The 16,962-nt window shown below is 37.7% G+C and carries 8 protein-coding genes and 1 pseudogene; 7 read left to right on the top strand and 2 right to left on the bottom strand.

Translation table 11 applies throughout. The features are described 5' to 3' along the window. From ABE34_RS20080 to ABE34_RS20090, 3 genes are all read left to right on the top strand, one after another. Entirely contained in the window at window positions 1-5,466 is a 5,466-nt protein-coding gene (locus ABE34_RS20080; protein ID WP_197144220.1) for an RHS repeat-associated core domain-containing protein, read from the top strand. A gap of 24 nt (window positions 5,467-5,490) precedes the next feature. Beyond that, entirely contained in the window at window positions 5,491-5,730 is a 240-nt protein-coding gene (locus tag ABE34_RS20085; protein WP_197229940.1) for a hypothetical protein, read from the top strand. Window positions 5,731-6,503: 773 nt separating this feature from the next. Further along, entirely contained in the window at window positions 6,504-6,668 is a 165-nt protein-coding gene (locus ABE34_RS20090; RefSeq protein ID WP_197144222.1) for an ATP-binding protein, read from the top strand. A gap of 107 nt (window positions 6,669-6,775) precedes the next feature. On the opposite strand, the pseudogene istB reads toward ABE34_RS20090, so the two are convergent. Both istB and istA read right to left on the bottom strand, forming a co-directional pair. Then, window positions 6,776-7,507 (bottom strand): annotated as a pseudogene (gene istB, locus ABE34_RS20095) (IS21-like element helper ATPase IstB); the annotation flags it as partial. Window positions 7,508-7,524: 17 nt separating this feature from the next. After that, a complete protein-coding gene (gene istA / locus ABE34_RS20100) occupies window positions 7,525-8,799 on the bottom strand; it encodes an IS21 family transposase (protein WP_197144224.1) in 1,275 nt (424 codons plus the stop codon). A 736-nt stretch (window positions 8,800-9,535) separates the two neighbouring features. Here istA and ABE34_RS20105 point away from each other — a divergent pair. From ABE34_RS20105 to ABE34_RS20120, 4 genes are all read left to right on the top strand, one after another. Then, window positions 9,536-9,682: a hypothetical protein gene (locus tag ABE34_RS20105; protein WP_197144225.1), complete on the top strand. Its 147-nt coding sequence runs from the start codon at window positions 9,536-9,538 to the stop codon at window positions 9,680-9,682. A 184-nt stretch (window positions 9,683-9,866) separates the two neighbouring features. Then, complete coding sequence (locus tag ABE34_RS20110) at window positions 9,867-15,440, top strand: DUF6531 domain-containing protein (protein WP_197144226.1); 5,574 nt, start codon at window positions 9,867-9,869, stop codon at window positions 15,438-15,440. Window positions 15,441-15,444: 4 nt separating this feature from the next. Next, a complete protein-coding gene (locus tag ABE34_RS20115) occupies window positions 15,445-16,071 on the top strand; it encodes an Imm43 family immunity protein (RefSeq protein ID WP_036124943.1) in 627 nt (208 codons plus the stop codon). A gap of 406 nt (window positions 16,072-16,477) precedes the next feature. Next, window positions 16,478-16,962: transposase family protein (locus tag ABE34_RS20120; RefSeq protein WP_197141398.1), on the top strand; the 485-nt coding region annotated here is incomplete at its 3' end.

Here is a 16,962-nt window from a genome sequence, read left to right on the forward strand (position 1 = left end):
ATGAAATCGCTAGAAGAAAAAGAAGTACACATGGTTAGTACGTATGAGGATCTTGTGCTCGAATGGCCATATCCACTTATTCATTTAGATAAACTAACCATTAAACATAAAGCCAATGACCATGCAAGATTGTACTTTACGGGAATGATTGCTGAAGAACAAGCGCAAAAGTATATTCAGCGGGTCAATCAAACAGATGAAGTGGTTGTGAAATTTGGGCGAGACAGTGCCATTTTGTTCTCAGGAAGAATTGATAATGCGGAGTTACAGGCATCACAAGGGGTGCACTATGTTTCCGTTGAGGCTGTATCATTTACGGCAAATATGGATATTGCAAAGCGCTCACGTTCTTTTCAAGATGCGAACATGACATACGTGCAGTTAATAAAAAACATCGTAAGCGCCTATCCTAATGGGGATTACATCGACCAAGCTTCTAACGGTCAAGCCATTGGTAGTATTGCGATTCAATACTTAGAAACAGATTGGGAATTTATTAAAAGAATGGCCTCCCGTTTGCACGCCGTTGTTTTTCCTGATTTAAAAGGAAAAGGTGCTCGATTTTGGCTTGGTACACCTCAAAGTAGAAAAAGCATAACGATCGACCATCTGCCTTCTATAGTACGGATGGACGTCGATGCGTATCGGTTGATTACTGAAAACGATGGCACGGATGTAAGTGAAGCCGATTATACTTTTTGTGAGTTTGAAAGCACAGAGGCTCATGAGCTGGGCACATTGGTGCAATTCAAGGGAAGTTCCTATATCGTAACGGCTAGGGAAACCCATCTTGATGATGGCGTGTTGAAGTTCCAATATACTGCCCAACCAGAAAAAAGTATTCGTCAGCGGTTAGTACGTAATTTAGATCTTATTGGTGCAGCATTTACAGGAAAGATCATTGATGTTACGCAAAACACCGTAAAAATTCATTTAGATATCGATAAAAGCCAGGATCAAGGAAAGGCACATTGGTTTGCATATTCTGCAGATGCCAATGGTGTTATGTATTTAATGCCTCAAATAGGTGCACGTGCTCAATTGCATTTTCCAAGTGCAGTTGAAGAAGATGCCATCGTTATCAGCTCAGTGCGTGTCAATCCAGCCACACCTGAGGGCGGGCAAAAGCAGACGAAGAAAATGGCGGACAGTACCGTTAAATCATTGGCGACTAATGTTGGGAAAGATGTGACATTAGGTGTTGGTGATATTACCTTTAGTGCAGTAGATGGGGTATTGGACTTAAAGATGGATGATGGAGATGGCGTAACATTTCAAAGTAACAGTACCATCATGCTAGCGGCCGATGAAACTCTCGAAATTAGTGGCATGAAAGAGCTAGCCGTAGAGGCAGAAGAATGGATTGCGATATCAGCGAAGGAGCAAAGTCATGTGATTATGGCCGCTGATACACAATTAATTAGTACGCTTATTGATCAAGAAGGTATTGAGAAACAAAGCCAGCCACCGAAGTTAAATGAAGAAGCGATTGAAGCTATGACAAAAGTTGACTTAATCTTCCCTCAAAAGGCAGAAGAGAAGAAAGAGAAAAAAGGCTGGTTTAGTAAATTAGTAGATGGCGTAAGTGCAGCATTGGATGTTGCTGGATTTATTCCTGTCATCGGTACATTTGCAGATATTGCGAATGCAGGAATTAGCTTGGCAAGAGGGAATTACATGGATGCAGCCATGAACTTAGTAGGTGCAATTCCAGTAGTTGGTGATGCCGCCAAGGGAGCCTACAAGGTCAAAAAAGGGGCAAAACTCTTAGATAAAGCTGCTGATGCCGCAAAAGGTGCTGATAAGGCAATAGATGCTTCAAAAGCTTTAGCAAAAGGGATGAAGGCAGCTTATCCGAAAGTATCTAAAACGTTAGATGCAGTAAAGGGACTAGCGGAACTAGCAAACAAAGCATCTAAGGCTGTGAAGACGGCTGCAGATAAAGTCATTTCGTCGATGGATGAATTGCTCGGTGTGTCAAAGGCATTAGATGGTATGAAGGATATGGCCAAGGACGCACTAAAGAAATTTAATCGTAAAGGATCAAACAAGCAAAAGTGTACAGCTGGGGAAAGTAAAAAACGTAGACAAACATGTGGGGATCCTGTAGATGCAATTACCGGGCGTATGATTTATGAAGGTATCGACTTTGAACTACCTGGGCCTATCCCCCTTTCATGGGAACGCGCATGGTACAGTGATAGTAGTCGGATTGGCTTGTCAGGTCATGGTATGCACTTTACATATGATCTAGCCTTAGAAATTTTTGAAGAAGAAGACCTGATTGGGATCGTTGTGACAGATGGTCGCGCAATAGGGTTTCCAATTTTACCAATAAACTTGCCTTATTTTAACAAGGTAGAAAGAATGACCTTAACAAATACAGGTGAGGAGTATCATCTATTTGAGCATGATACACGATTGATATATGTATTTGAACAAATAACAGAAACAGCTTACCGATTAAAAGAAGTAAGAAATGAGCAAGCGCATCATATTCAATTTGCGTATAACCTTAAAGGTTTCCTATCCCAAGTAACTGACAGTGTTGGAAGAGTACTCGAAGTAACTACTAATGAGGTAGGCAGAATGACAGAAGTTGCCTTACGCAACCAGATGAGCCGTGAAGTCTTAGTTCGCTATGTATATAATGATGGACAAGATTTAGTCGAAATCCAAGATGCATTAGGACAAAGTACGCATTTAAAATATGTGAATCACTTAATGATGCAAAAAACGGATCGCAATAAAAATAGCTTCTTCTGGCGCTATGATGGCCCAACTACAGGTGCACGAGTCATCAAAACATGGGGAGATGGAAATGTCCTTGCTTATGAGCTTTCTTATCACGAGGGGTATAACGAAATTACGAATAGCTTAGGCCATAAGAGTTATTATTATTTCAACGAAGATAATCTCTGTACTAAAATTGTTCATCCAGATGGTAGTGAAGTCAGCTATCAATATAATGAGGACTTTGAATTACTCCAAACAGTAGATGAAGATGGACGTGTCACATCATATAGCTATGATGAGTGGGCAAATCCAGTGACCATTACTCGTGCAGATGGCAGTATTTTATCTTCAAAGTATGATGAGAAGGATAGGCTGATTCAGGCAGTAAACGCAGAGGGCGGAAGTCGTCAGTGGATTTATAATGAAGATGGAACATTACAGGCGAATGTTTCAGAAGATGGAACAAAGACTGAATTTTCTTATAATGAGAACTATTTAATCGAAACAGTGACAAATGCGCAAGGCCATATGGTAAGCTTAGCTTATGATGCTGATTCGAACCTGAGTCAAGTAACATTGCCAGACGGGACGAGTTCAACATGGGAATATGACCGTCGAGGTAACTGCACAACAACAACCAATCCGCTAGGTGCCACAGAGAAATTCCGTTATGATAACTTGAATCGTTTAGTACGGGCAAATCTTTCAGATGGTAACGACGTTCAATTAAAGTACAATGCCTATGACGATGTCATTTTTGCAAAAGATAACCATACGCAAGCAACCTATGATTATACCATTCTTGGTAGCTTGGTGTCTCGAGAACAAGGTGGAAAGATAGTCAAATTCACCTATGATACAGAGGAGCAGTTAACCGCTGTCATCAATGAAAAAGGCGAAGCGTATCAGTTTGAACGTGATACGAAAGGGAATATCATCAAGGAAATCGGCTTTGATGAGATGGAAAGAACGTATGATCGAAGTCTGGCAGGATTAGTTCAGAGAATTCAACGTCCTGGTGATCGTTGGACAGCATATCAACATGATGGTATAGGGAATGTCATTCGAGCTGATTATTATGATGATACCTGGGAAACGTTTGGCTATGACAAAAATGGTTCTTTAATTGAGACTGAAAATGAGCATGTGAAAGTAAAGCTGGAACGAAACCCATCTGGCAAAGTCATCAAGGAGTGGCAGAGCGACCATTGGATTGCGAGTAGCTACGATGAATTAGGCAACCGTTCGCAGATTACAAGTAGCTTAGGCGCAAAAATCGATGTCGCTCGTAATGAAATGGGGAATGTGTCACACATCACAGCCTCTCGGTCAGAGCAAGAAAACTGGACAGCAGTGATGCAGTACAATGAACTCGGTCAAGAGATTGAGAGAATCTTACCAGGAGATGTCATTAGCAGATGGCAGTATGATGTAACAGGTAGACCGACACACCATCGAATAAATAGTCAAAACCGCGATACAAGAAGAAGAGTCTATAATTGGGACGTCAATCAACGCTTACGTAGCATGGTAAATGAGTTAACGGGCGTAAAAGTTACCTATGGTTACGATGAATTCAGTAACCTCGTGTGGTCCAATGAAGGCGATCAATTTGATTTCTTACACCGCAGTGTTGATGATGTCGGGAATTTGTATGAAACAAAAGAAAAGACAGATCGTGTCTATGGTGCAGGAAGTAGATTGCTTGAAACGAGAGATGCAACATTTTCTTATGATGATGAAGGTAATCTGATTCAGAAAGTTGAGAAGAATGGTGATACGTGGAAGTATGAGTATAACGGCAATGGGATGATGTCTAATGTCATCAAGCCAGACAACACAGAAGTTACTTTCAAGTATGACTCACTAGGTAGACGAATAGAGAAGTGTTCAAACGAAAAGATAACGAAATTTGTTTGGGACGGGAATACTATTCTACATGAGTATTTCTCACAGAATAATTCTGATATATATGGAAATCTAGATGAGTATTCTTCACAGAATAAATCTGAAATACCAGACAATCTAGTTACATGGGTATTTAACGATAGGTTCGTACCTTCTGCTAAAATCACGAATGAAGGTAATTACAGTATTGTTAGCGACTATCTCGGAACGCCTGTAGAAGCCTATGACGAATACGGAAAGAAAGTTTGGTCAGCCGAGCTTGATATTTATGGACGAGTGTTGGAGTTCACGGGTGAACAGAATTTCATTCCATTTAGGTATCAAGGTCAGTACGAAGATGTTGAAACAGGTTTGTATTACAATCGATTCCGCTACTATAACCCAGAACAAGGCAATTATACTCAAATAGATCCGATTGGACTTACTGGTGGAAATCCCACTTTGTATGGCTATGTAAAAGATCCAAATAGATTGATCGATCCTTTTGGATTAAATGAATGTGAGATTGACAAGCCAGATTGGAGCCGAACAAGGCACGATGGTTACACTACTCAACAGCATGTAGAACTACATAACGTTGATGATTTAACTAAACCGAAGCACGGCGTATTTTCGGAGGATGGTTTTACTCAAACTAATGATGCTTGGACAAATAAAGGAACCCCTGTTACTCAACCGAACGGGAATGATAAATATGTAATTCCTTCTCCTGAAGCTGGATTGGAAGGTGGATTTAGAGGATCAGGTGATGTTTTAAATAATGTTACGATTATTACAGAAGGTGGAACAAATAAAATTGTTACCGCATTTCCTTCAAAATAACTAATGATGAAAGAAGAGAGTAAAATGATAAATGAATATAAAGTTGATTGGTGCCCATTGTGTGACCAAGGCTGGGTTATAATTGTAAAAGATATTCAAACATCAAGTCTGTATTTATGTTGTAAAGAATGTGAGTCTGAATGGAAAAGTCCATATGAAATAACTCAGGAACAATGTTTGCCATTTAACACATATGCAAAATATGATTTTCCAACTGAAGATGAGGTGATTAGTTATGGCTGGGCTGAATTTATCAAAACCTAAAGGTGTAAGGAAAATCTTTGTGAGTAGTATTTGATGAACTTCATAATTAATAGTAATATTTCCGAGAAAATATAATTTTAGAACCTACGTTTGAAGAGATACAATATCCTTTTTTACGTAGGTTTTTTTAAGTCAGGGTCTGCTTTTTCTGTCTGGTGATGGTGGTTATAACCAAAAGACTTGCCTGTCGTAAGAGGAAGGAATCATAGAGATGGGTGTAGATAAAATGGGTATTGAATACAGAATAGTTCTTGAAGATAATGAAAAATAGATTTGGTAATCGAGAAGATATTCTCTTTCCTTAAGTCTAATGAAAAATATAAAGATGTAATTATGGATCCAAAAGTAATAGTATTTCCATATAACGATGTTAATTGGAATCGATGGTATACTATAGAAAATTACAAGGGTGAAATATACATCTGGACTACTGGTAACAGAAGAGTTCAAGAAAGTAAGTTAATTGAGGAAGTTTGTAAAGTGAATGTAAACCTATGTTTACATATGAGGTGGAAGAGATTTAATATGTACTCCCCATCAACTGATTTTTAACTATGATGAATAGGGCAACCTAATTTATAGAGAACCGAGTGTTTAATAAATTAACAGAAGTGTACCCCATAAGGTGAAATTGCCCTGTGGGGTTTGCTTATGGGAGTTTAAGAGGGGCGAGGCTCATTAAGTTGCAGCTTAGATTGGACAATACTTAAGAAGAAGCAAAGAGAACTGGTAGTTAGCATGCAAGATGAAATAGATATGTATACGCAGTATATATGGAGAGAAATAAAAAAGACCTTTACAAATCATGGAATGAAATTTTCCCTGAACCAGAGTTATCGAATGCGATAATAGATCGCCTATTACATCACGCTAGCGTTGTCACAATCGTCGATGATTCAAACAGTTTAAAGTATCATTTAAACTCTGAAAACAAGTGAGTTATTCACCTTTAAACAAGCAAAAATGTACATATTGGTGTTTATATTTATTTGTACAAATGTCAACTAATCTATGTACAGAAACGCTCACTTAATTGTGTATAAAATTACTCACCTTCTGGAGCTAGATGGTTCTTCAAACGATATGAATTGCCGACAATTGTGACAACTGTTGCGTGATGTAAAATACGATCTAAAATCGCATTAGCTAATTTGGGCTCCTGGAACACTTCGTCCCAGGACTTGAAGTTAACGTTTGTCGTAAAAATAGTGCTACGTTTTTCATAACGCATATCGATTAACTGGAAGAATAGTTTTGTATCCTCCGGATCAATCGGTAAATAACCAATCTTATCAATAATAAGTAACTTATATTTTGTGTAATGCTTCAAACGACTCTCTAGACGATTCTCTAGGCGAGCCTTTTTTAAGTTTTGAATCAAATCATGGCATTTCACAAAGTACGTGCTTGTACGTTTTTTTGCAGCTGCGATACCGATTGCCGAGGCTAAATGCGTTTTGCCAACGCCACTTGGACCTAAAAATACAATGTTTTCACTACTTTCAATAAAACGCAGTGTAGTAAAATCATGAATTTGCTGCGGATTTATCGATGGTTGAAAGTCAAAATCAAAGTCCTTTAGTTCTTTTAAGTTGGGGAATGCACCCACTTTTACCATCGCATGAATCATATTTTGCTCACGTAAATCAATTTCATAATTTGTTAGCTTAATCAACGTATCAATAAACGATAATTGATTATGAACACTGAAGTCCACGACTTCATCTAGATGTGTGATCATCTGCTTTAATTTTAAATACTCTAGATTTTTTAGAAGCTAGTTTGTTTGCTGTATCATGTTTCATACACCTCTCCAATGGCTTTTAGATTATTTTTCGCTAAAGCATCAATATCTGGATAATTAGGTGCAGAAACTTGCAACGTTTCTTTGTAATCCGAAGGACGAATATTTAATTTTCGTTTAGATATAGGATGTTGTGCAATGCACTCCATGTTATAATAAATCCATAATTGATCATCATGTATCTGTATCCCAACTTTTTGCCCAATGACTGAATACTGGTTGGCTTTGTGGGATATCATACTTGATGTATTCACTTGTACAAGCTGATGCTTGATACGATAAGCGTTCCTGATTTTTTCTGTTGGTAGCGGAAGAAGGGAGCTCTTTTCTTTTTCTAATGCAAATACAGGTATTTTTCCAGAGCCTTGGTGAAAAGATTGATTGATACGAATCATCAATTTTTCAATAAACTGATATAACTCTTCTAAGGTCAATTGACCTTGATACGCATGGATTTCATCTATAAATTTCATCTGTGTTTCTACTTTACCTTTTGTTCGAGGACGTCCCGCAATACACGGTCGTACCTTGAAATCAAAATCCTTCGCAAATGCTGCGAACCGGCTGTTTACTTTTCCTGAACTATATTCTGTTCGTGGTTCATCCATAATCGTTTTTGGATTATCCGTTACAATTTCTTTTGGAACACCGCCAATTTTTTCAAAAGCTTCTGTTAAAAATGAAAATAAAATATCTTGTGTTTTGCGCAATGTTAGCGTAAAGACACGGAATCGTGAATATCCAAGTACAAGCGCACCTACGTTTACTTCTACTTTTTCACCATCACTTGTTTCAAACGGAATACTTTCTTTCCAGTCAAATTGTGCCTGCTGACCAGGTGGAGTTTCAAATCTTGTCGTTCCTTTTGGTGAAGGAATACGTACTCTATCTGTAAAATAAGCTGCGAACTCAGGCGTCTTTGCGATATAACGACGGAATGTTGAACCACCACACTCTAAGCCATGATTATCCTTCAAATATTGCCAAAGTACACGACGGTAATAAAATACTTGCTTCGAATCTTCTGATAATAAAGCTGCAATCACTTCATAATAATCATCTATAATAGATGTCTTTTCTTTTGTTCCTTTTGGTGTAAATCCATTTAAGTATTTATCAACAGTACGTCGATCTACACCCATTTCTCTTGCCAACTGACTCTTATTAATTTTCATCTTTAAATTCTCCATTAGCTGTTTGAATTTTGGTAAGTCTGAAAGACTGTTAATCTCAAAATTCGTTTGAACATCTAGCGTTATGTACACACTAATCACCTCATGATTAGTATGCAAGAAAGTGAATCAAAAGTGTACATCTTTAAGTGAGTGCGTTTGTACATGAAGATCTTAGCATTTGTACTTTCACCATCGTATAAAAATATTTTACAACTATAACTATTCTCCCCATCACGAATGTAATCTTAGTTTGACGATTAATTATATTTCTTGTACCTAATGTTTAAAGTTTCACTTTAACATCTCTCACTCAGTATATCTAACTACTAAAATTCAAATTTCCCTAATATACAGTATTTTTGGTCTATTCTGAATAACGGTTCGTATGGATGTTGACTTTTTATCTATGGTATATTAGCATATTTATGAAGAAAAATAACCAATTAATGGTTTTTATTCCGTATTTAATTAATTTTGGGGTATTGCTGAATTAAAAAACAAAATTTAGCGATAGGATTTAATAGGAAAGTAAAAAATAAAAGGTTATGAGATAGAAAGAATAATACAAATTGAAACAAAGGATAGAACACAATGAATTTCATGGATGAAGAGACATGTAAGGCAAAAGGAATGAATGGAGAACATCGAACCCTAATTATTACATATGAGTTTACAGAAATTAGTTTTTATGAGGATTAAAATCCGGATGTATACCTTCAAAATTTGACGTGTTTGGAACCTGAATAATAGATAAAAAATATCCATCTAGTCGTAGATACCGATTATATCTATACAAACACAAAAAAACTACGTCATGTTGAAAATCATGGAACAACAGATAAAAGCAGAAGAAGTAAAAGATATCACACAGTCCATGATGAATATATTTCAAAAAACACAGCCAACTGCGAAAATGTTGGATATTGGCATTAATGAAGTTAACGGTGTAAAAATTGGTTATTTATTTTCATGACGCCAGTACTAGATAACAAGATTTATAATTTAATGTTTTTGTTTTAGGTAGGCGAGAAATGACGATGGGCTCGGTTAATTGTATGAAAAAAGAGATGAATATTTGGAAAGCCATTGCTTGCGGCATGTTGGAATTTAACTTACAAGGTTTTTAAAAGACGAGGTTGATTGAAAGGAGGTAAGTAATGAAATCGCTAGAAGAAAAGGAAGTACACATGATTAGTACGTATGAAGATCTTGTGCTCGAATGGCCCTATTCACTTATTCATTTAGATAAACTAACCATCAAACATAAGGCCAATGACCATGCGAGATTGTACTTTACGGGAATGATCGCTGAAGAGCAAGCGCAAAAGTATATTCAGCGGGTCAATCAAACAGATGAAGTGGTTGTGAAATTTGGGCGAGACAGTGCCATATTGTTCTCGGGAAGAATTGATAATGCGGAGTTGCAAGCATCACAAGGGGTGCACTATGTCTCCGTTGAGGCTGTATCCTTTACAGCAAATATGGATATTGCAAAGCGCTCACGTTCTTTTCAAGATGTGAACATGACGTACATGCAGTTAATAAAAAACATTGTAAGCGCCTATCCTAATGGGGATTACATCGATCAAGCTTCTAACGGTCAAGCCATTGGTAGTATTGCGATTCAATACTTAGAAACAGATTGGGAATTCATTAAAAGAATGGCCTCCCGTTTGCATGCGGTTGTTTTTCCTGATTTAAAAGGAAAAGGTGCTCGATTTTGGCTTGGTACACCTCAAAGTAGAAAAAGCATAACGATCGACCACCTGCCGTCTATAGTCCGTATGGACGTCGATGCGTACCGATTGATTACTGAAAACGATGGTACGGATGTAAGTGAAGCCGATTATACTTTTTGTGAGTTTGAAAGCACAGAGGCCCATGAGCTGGGCACGTCGGTGCAATTCAAGGGAAGCTCCTATATCGTAACGGCTAGGGAGACTCATCTTGATGATGGCGTGTTGAAGTTTCAATATACTGCCCAACCAGAGAAAAGTATTCGTCAGCGGTTAGTACGTAATTTAGATCTCATTGGTGCAGCGTTTACAGGAAAGATCATTGATGTTACCCAAAACACCGTTAAAATTCATTTAGATATCGATAAAAGCCAGGACCAAGCAAAAGCACATTGGTTTGCTTATTCAGCAGATGCCAATGGTGTTATGTATTTAATGCCTCAAAAAGGTGCACGTGCTCAATTGCATTTTCCAAGTTCAGTTGAAGAAGAAGCTATCGTTATCAGCTCGGTGCGTGTCAGTCCAGCCACACCAGAGGGCGGACAAAAGCAGATGAAGAAAATGGCGGATACTACCGTTAAATCATTGGCGACTAATGTAGGGAAAGATGTGACATTAGGTGTTGGTGATATTACCTTTAGTGCAGTAGATGGTGTCTTGGACTTAAAGATGGATGATGGAGATGGCGTAACATTTCAAAGTAACAGTACCATCATGCTAGCGGCAGATGAAACACTCGAAATTAGTGGAATGAAAGAGCTAGCCGTAGAGGCAGAAGAATGGATTGCGATATCCGCGAAGGAACAAAGTCATGTAATAATGGCCGCTGACACACAATTAATTAGTACGCTTATTGATCAAGAAGGTATAGAAAAGCAGAGTCAACCACCGAAGTTAAATGAAGAAGCGATCGAAGCTATGAGTAAAGTTGACTTAATCTTCCCGCAAAAGGCAGAAGAGAAGAAAGAGAAGAAAGGCTGGTTTAGTAAATTAGTAGATGGCGTAAGTGCAGCATTGGATGTTGCTGGCTTTATTCCTGTCATAGGTACATTTGCAGATATTGCGAATGCAGGAATTAGCTTGGCAAGAGGGAATTACATGGATGCAGCCATGAACTTAGTAGGTGCGATCCCAGTAGTTGGTGATGCCGCCAAGGGAGCCTACAAGGTCAAAAAAGGAGCAAAACTCTTAGATAAAGCTGCTGATGCTGCAAAAGGTGCTGATAAGGCAATAGATGCTTCAAAAGCTTTAGCAAAAGGGATGAAGGCAGCTTATCCGAAAGTATCTAAAACGTTAGATGCAGTAAAGGGACTAGCGGAACTAGCTAACAAAGCATCTAAGGCTGTGAAGACGGCCGCAGATAAAGTAATTTCGTCGATGGATGAATTGCTCGCTGCGTCGAAGGCAGTAGACGGAATGAAAGCTATGGCAAAAGCTGGGCTAACGAAATTTAATCATGGGGTATTAAAGAAATTTAATTGTACAAAAGGGTTAAGTGAAAAATTCTGTAAAAGAGGGTTTGAGCCCGTTGATTTAATTACAGGGCGTATGATTTATGAAGGCGTCGACTTTGAACTGCCTGGACCTATCCCCCTTTCATGGGAACGCGCTTGGTACAGTGATAGTAGTCGGATTGGCTTAACAGGTCATGGTATGCACTTTACATACGATCTAGCCTTAGAGATATTTGAAGAAGATGACCTGATTGGGATTATTGTGACGGATGGTCGCGCAGTTAGTTTTCCAATTTTACCAATAAACTTGCCGTATTTAAACAAACGAGAAAGAATGACTTTAACAAATACAGGTGAGGAATATCATCTATTTGAGCATGATACACGATTGATTTATGTATTTGAACAAATAACAGAAACAACATACCGATTAAAAGAAGTAAGAAATGAGCAAGTGCATCATATTCAATTTACGTATAACCTTAAAGGTTTCCTATCCCAAGTAACCGACAGTGTTGGAAGAGTGCTCGAAGTTACTACTAATGAGGTAGGCAGAATGACTGAAGTTGCCTTACGTAACCAGATGAGCCGTGAAGTCTTAGTTCGCTATGTTTACAATGATGGACAAGATTTAGTCGAAATCCAAGATGCGTTAGGGCAAAGTACGCATTTAAAATATGTTAATCACTTAATGATGCAAAAAACGGATCGCAATAAAAATAGCTTCTTCTGGCGCTATGATGGGTCGACTACAGGGGCTCGAGTAATCAAAACATGGGGAGATGGCAATGTCCTTGCAGGGGAGCTTTCATATCATGACGGCTATAATGAGATTACGAATAGTTTAGGCCATAAGAGTTATTATTATTTCAATGAAGATAATCTATGTACGAAAATTGTTCATCCAGATGGTAGTGAAGTAAGCTATGAATATAATGGGGACTTTGAATTACTCCAAGAAGTAGATGAAGATGGTCGTGTCACGGCATATAGCTATGATGAGTGGGCAAATCCAGTAACGATTACTCTTGCAGATGGCAGTACCGTATCCTCTCAGTATGATGAGAAAGATAGGTTGGTTCAAGTTGTAAACGCAGAGGGCGGAAGTCGTCAATGGATTTATAATGAAGATAGTACAATACAGGCAAATGTTTTAGAAGACGGCACAAAAACTGAATTTTCCTATAATGAGAAATGTTTAATTAAAACGGTGACAAATGCGCAAGACCATGTGGTAAGCTTAGCTTATGATGCTGATCTAAACCTGAGTCAAGTGACATTACCAGACGGGACAAGTTCGACATGGGCGTATGATCGTCGTGGTAACTGCACGACAACGACCAATCCGCTAGGGGCTACAGAAAAATTCCGTTACGATAACTTGAATCGCCTTGTACGGGCAAATCTTTCAGATGGAAACGACGTTCAATTAAAGTACAATGCCTATGACGATATTGTTATTGCAAGGGATAACCATACGCAAGTAGCCTTTGATTACACCATTCTTGGCAGTTTAATTTCTCGAGAACAGGGTGGGAAGAAAGTCAAATTCACCTATGATACAGAGGAGCAGTTAAACGCTGTGATCAACGAAAGAGGCGAAACGTATCAGTTTGAACGTGATGCGAAAGGGAATATCATCAAGGAAATTGGCTTTGATGAGGCTGAAAGAACGTATGAGCGAAGTCCAGCAGGATTGGTTCAAAGGATTCAACGTCCAGGTAATCGTTGGACAGCGTATCAGCATGACGGCCTAGGAAATATAATTCGTGCTGATTATTACGATGACACTTGGGAAACGTTTGGCTATGACAAAAATGGTTCGTTAATTGAGACTGAAAATGAACATGTGACTGTAAAGTTTGAGCGAGACCAATCTGGACAAGTAATCAAGGAGTGGCAAAATGACCATTGGATTGGAAGTAGCTATGATGAAATAGGTAATCGCTCACAAATTACAAGTAGCTTAGGTGCAAACATCGATGTCGCTCGTAATGAAATTGGAAATGTGTCGCAAATTACAGCTTCTCGCTCAGCTCAAGACCATTGGACAGCAACGATTCAGTACAATGCTCTTGGACAAGAGATTGAGAAAATCCTACCAGGGGATGTCGTTAGTAAATGGAAATATGATGTAACTGGTAGACCGACACAGCATCGAATATGTAGTCAAAATCGTCAAACACGAAGACGAGTGTACAATTGGGATGCCAATAATCGCTTACGAAGCAAGGTAAATGAGTTAACGGGTGTACAAATGACCTATGGTTACGATGAATTCAGTAACCTAGTTTGGTCCAATCAGGGCGGTCAATTTGACTTCTTACACCGCAGTGTCGATGATGTCGGGAATCTGTATGAAACAAAAGAAAAGACAGATCGTGTCTATGGTGTCGGAAGTAGATTGCTTGAAACGAAAGAGGCAACATTCTCTTATGATGATGAAGGTAATCTGATTCAGAAAGTTGAAAGAACTGGTGATGCGTGGGAGTACGAATACGATGGTAATGGGATGATGTCAAAGGTTGTGTTCTTATCAAAGGACAATTCAACTTTAAACAAAGTGATTATTTTCAAATACGATCCACTTGGTAGACGTGTGGAAAAAAATTGTGAAGGAAAAGCGACTCACTTTGTCTGGGATGGCAATACGACTTTACATGAGTGGGTAGTAAAGGCAAGTACGATAAGTACCCAAGATGCGAATACAAACCAACAGGGAAATCTCGTAACATGGGTGTATGAAGATAATTCACTTACACCATCAGCTAAAATTACCAATGAAGGTAACTTTAGTATTATCAGTGATTATCAAGGTACTCCTGTAGAGGCGTACGATGAGGAAGGAAACCAAGTCTGGTCTATAGAACTTAACATCTATGGACAAGGTAAGGAACTTACAGGATATAAAGGTTTCATTCCATTCCGTTTTCAGGGACAGTATATGGATGAGGAAACAGACTTGTACTACAACCGATTCCGATATTACTCGCCGAACGAAGGGGTTTATATCCAACAAGACCCTATAGGACTTGCAGGAAACAATCCTACACTATATGGATATGTAAGTGATACGAATAGTTGTATTGATCCATTTGGATTATCGAGAGCGCCAAGTACAATACTCTCAGGTAATGTTCAAAAAGGTTTTAAAGGGAGAAACTTTACAGGTTTTCAGGCTCATCATGTGATTCCGACAAATGTTTGGAAGCAATATCAAACATTTTTCAATGATATTGGTATTGGAGGTTTAAGAGATCAAGCTTTTAATGGTATGATGATTCCTAGTAATCCGGATACTTTAAAAGGTAGTACATTTGATTTTATTCATAATACTTCTCATAGTGCTTATAATAAGAATGTAATGAACAGAGTAGCCACTATATATGAAGATTTTGATGATGGTTTTATAAATGAAAAACAAGCTAGAACACAAGTACGTAAACTGCAAATGCAACTTAAAAATCAACTGCAAACAGGACATTTTAGTAAAGATTATGTACCATCAAAAAAATATCCAACTTGTAAACGATTGGGGTAATTTTATGAAATATTTTATGTTAGTCAATGATAGTGCAAATTCCCCCATCTATTTAGATGGTGTTTTGCACGAAAGCTATACTGATGAGAAATATGACGAAGGAATGAGCTATAATTGGAATCGACCTTTTATTGAACAAATGGATTTCCCAAAAGAACTTTGGTTAATAACGAGAAGCAAAGTTCAATTTGACTACTACGAAAATTTCTTTGGTCATGTAATCTCTGAAAAATTTTTATCTTCAATGGATCAAGTAAATATATTACAGGATTATGGTATAGCTAATTTACATGTTGTTAGTACAAAAGGTAAACCAAAAGTAAAAGATTTATTTTTCTTTATTAAATGTATTAAAAGACATTCATTAGTTGATTATGATAAATCTGAGTACCTTACAAGAGAAGTTCCAAGTAATGCAAAATTAAAAGTTGGTGGAAGTTTCGTTGATAAGTATATAAAGTTGGTGATAAAAGACACTGATCTTGATTTATTTCAATTAAGCGATTTAAAACTGGGAAGGTACCTGTTTTGTTCAGAGAGATTTAAATCATTGTGTGAAAAAGATAATCTTAAAGGGATTCAATTTATGGACTTAGATTCAGTGCCTAACTATCTACAATCTATATTGTAAATAAACACTATTTTTTATTATTTCGATTCGGAAAATAGAAATTATTGATATAAACAAGCTATAAAACGGTCTGCATTATATTGAATTATTCGATAGCGACTTTTAGTTCAGTAAGCATAGCAAAAGAATAGTAAAATTCCCCATGGTAATGAAGTGACCTTCAAATGTTAGACAGAGTTATTTCATTATGCAGAGGTTTGGGCATGAGTTCGATATTTTGTATCGGACTCATGTCTTTTAACGTGGCCCTTAATTCGTTTTGTATTCTAATATGTTATGTATTTTTCGGTTCTATAATATTTGTTGGGGTATTCACACAATTACACGCATAAAAAAAGCACAGATTCACCGATTTATATATACTTGAATTGTCGAGAAACAAGTAATAGAAAGGTGAACTGTGCAAATGAATTTTAACATGAATATCCCAGGATTAAAAGATGTAGAGATTACGAAAGTAGAAGAAGTAGGCGATCGAATCGCATTGTATGTACAATTACCTAAATGTACGCATCAATGTCCAGCTTGTAAAAAAGAAACATCGAAGGTTCATGATTATCGTATACAGAAGATCAATCATTTAAAATGGTTTGAACGTTTAACGATTCTTTTCTATAAGCGTCGTCGTTATGTTTGTAAATGCGGAAAGCGTTTCTCTGAAAAATCCCCCTTCGTAGATAAATATCAACGTTATTCAAAGGAATGGAATCAAGTAGTGAGTATACGCGCTATTAAGGCCAAAACATTTAAAGAAGCTGCAGAAGTACTAGGTACATCAACCACGACGGTCATTCGCCGTTTTAAAAAGGTAGCGAATAAACAATTAGTAGAGGGTGTACGTTTACCAAAAGCGATTGCGATTGATGAGTATAAAGGCGATACAGATGCAGG

It is taken from the genome of Lysinibacillus sphaericus (assembly GCF_015844675.1).
GTDB lineage: Bacteria > Bacillota > Bacilli > Bacillales_A > Planococcaceae > Lysinibacillus > Lysinibacillus sphaericus_E.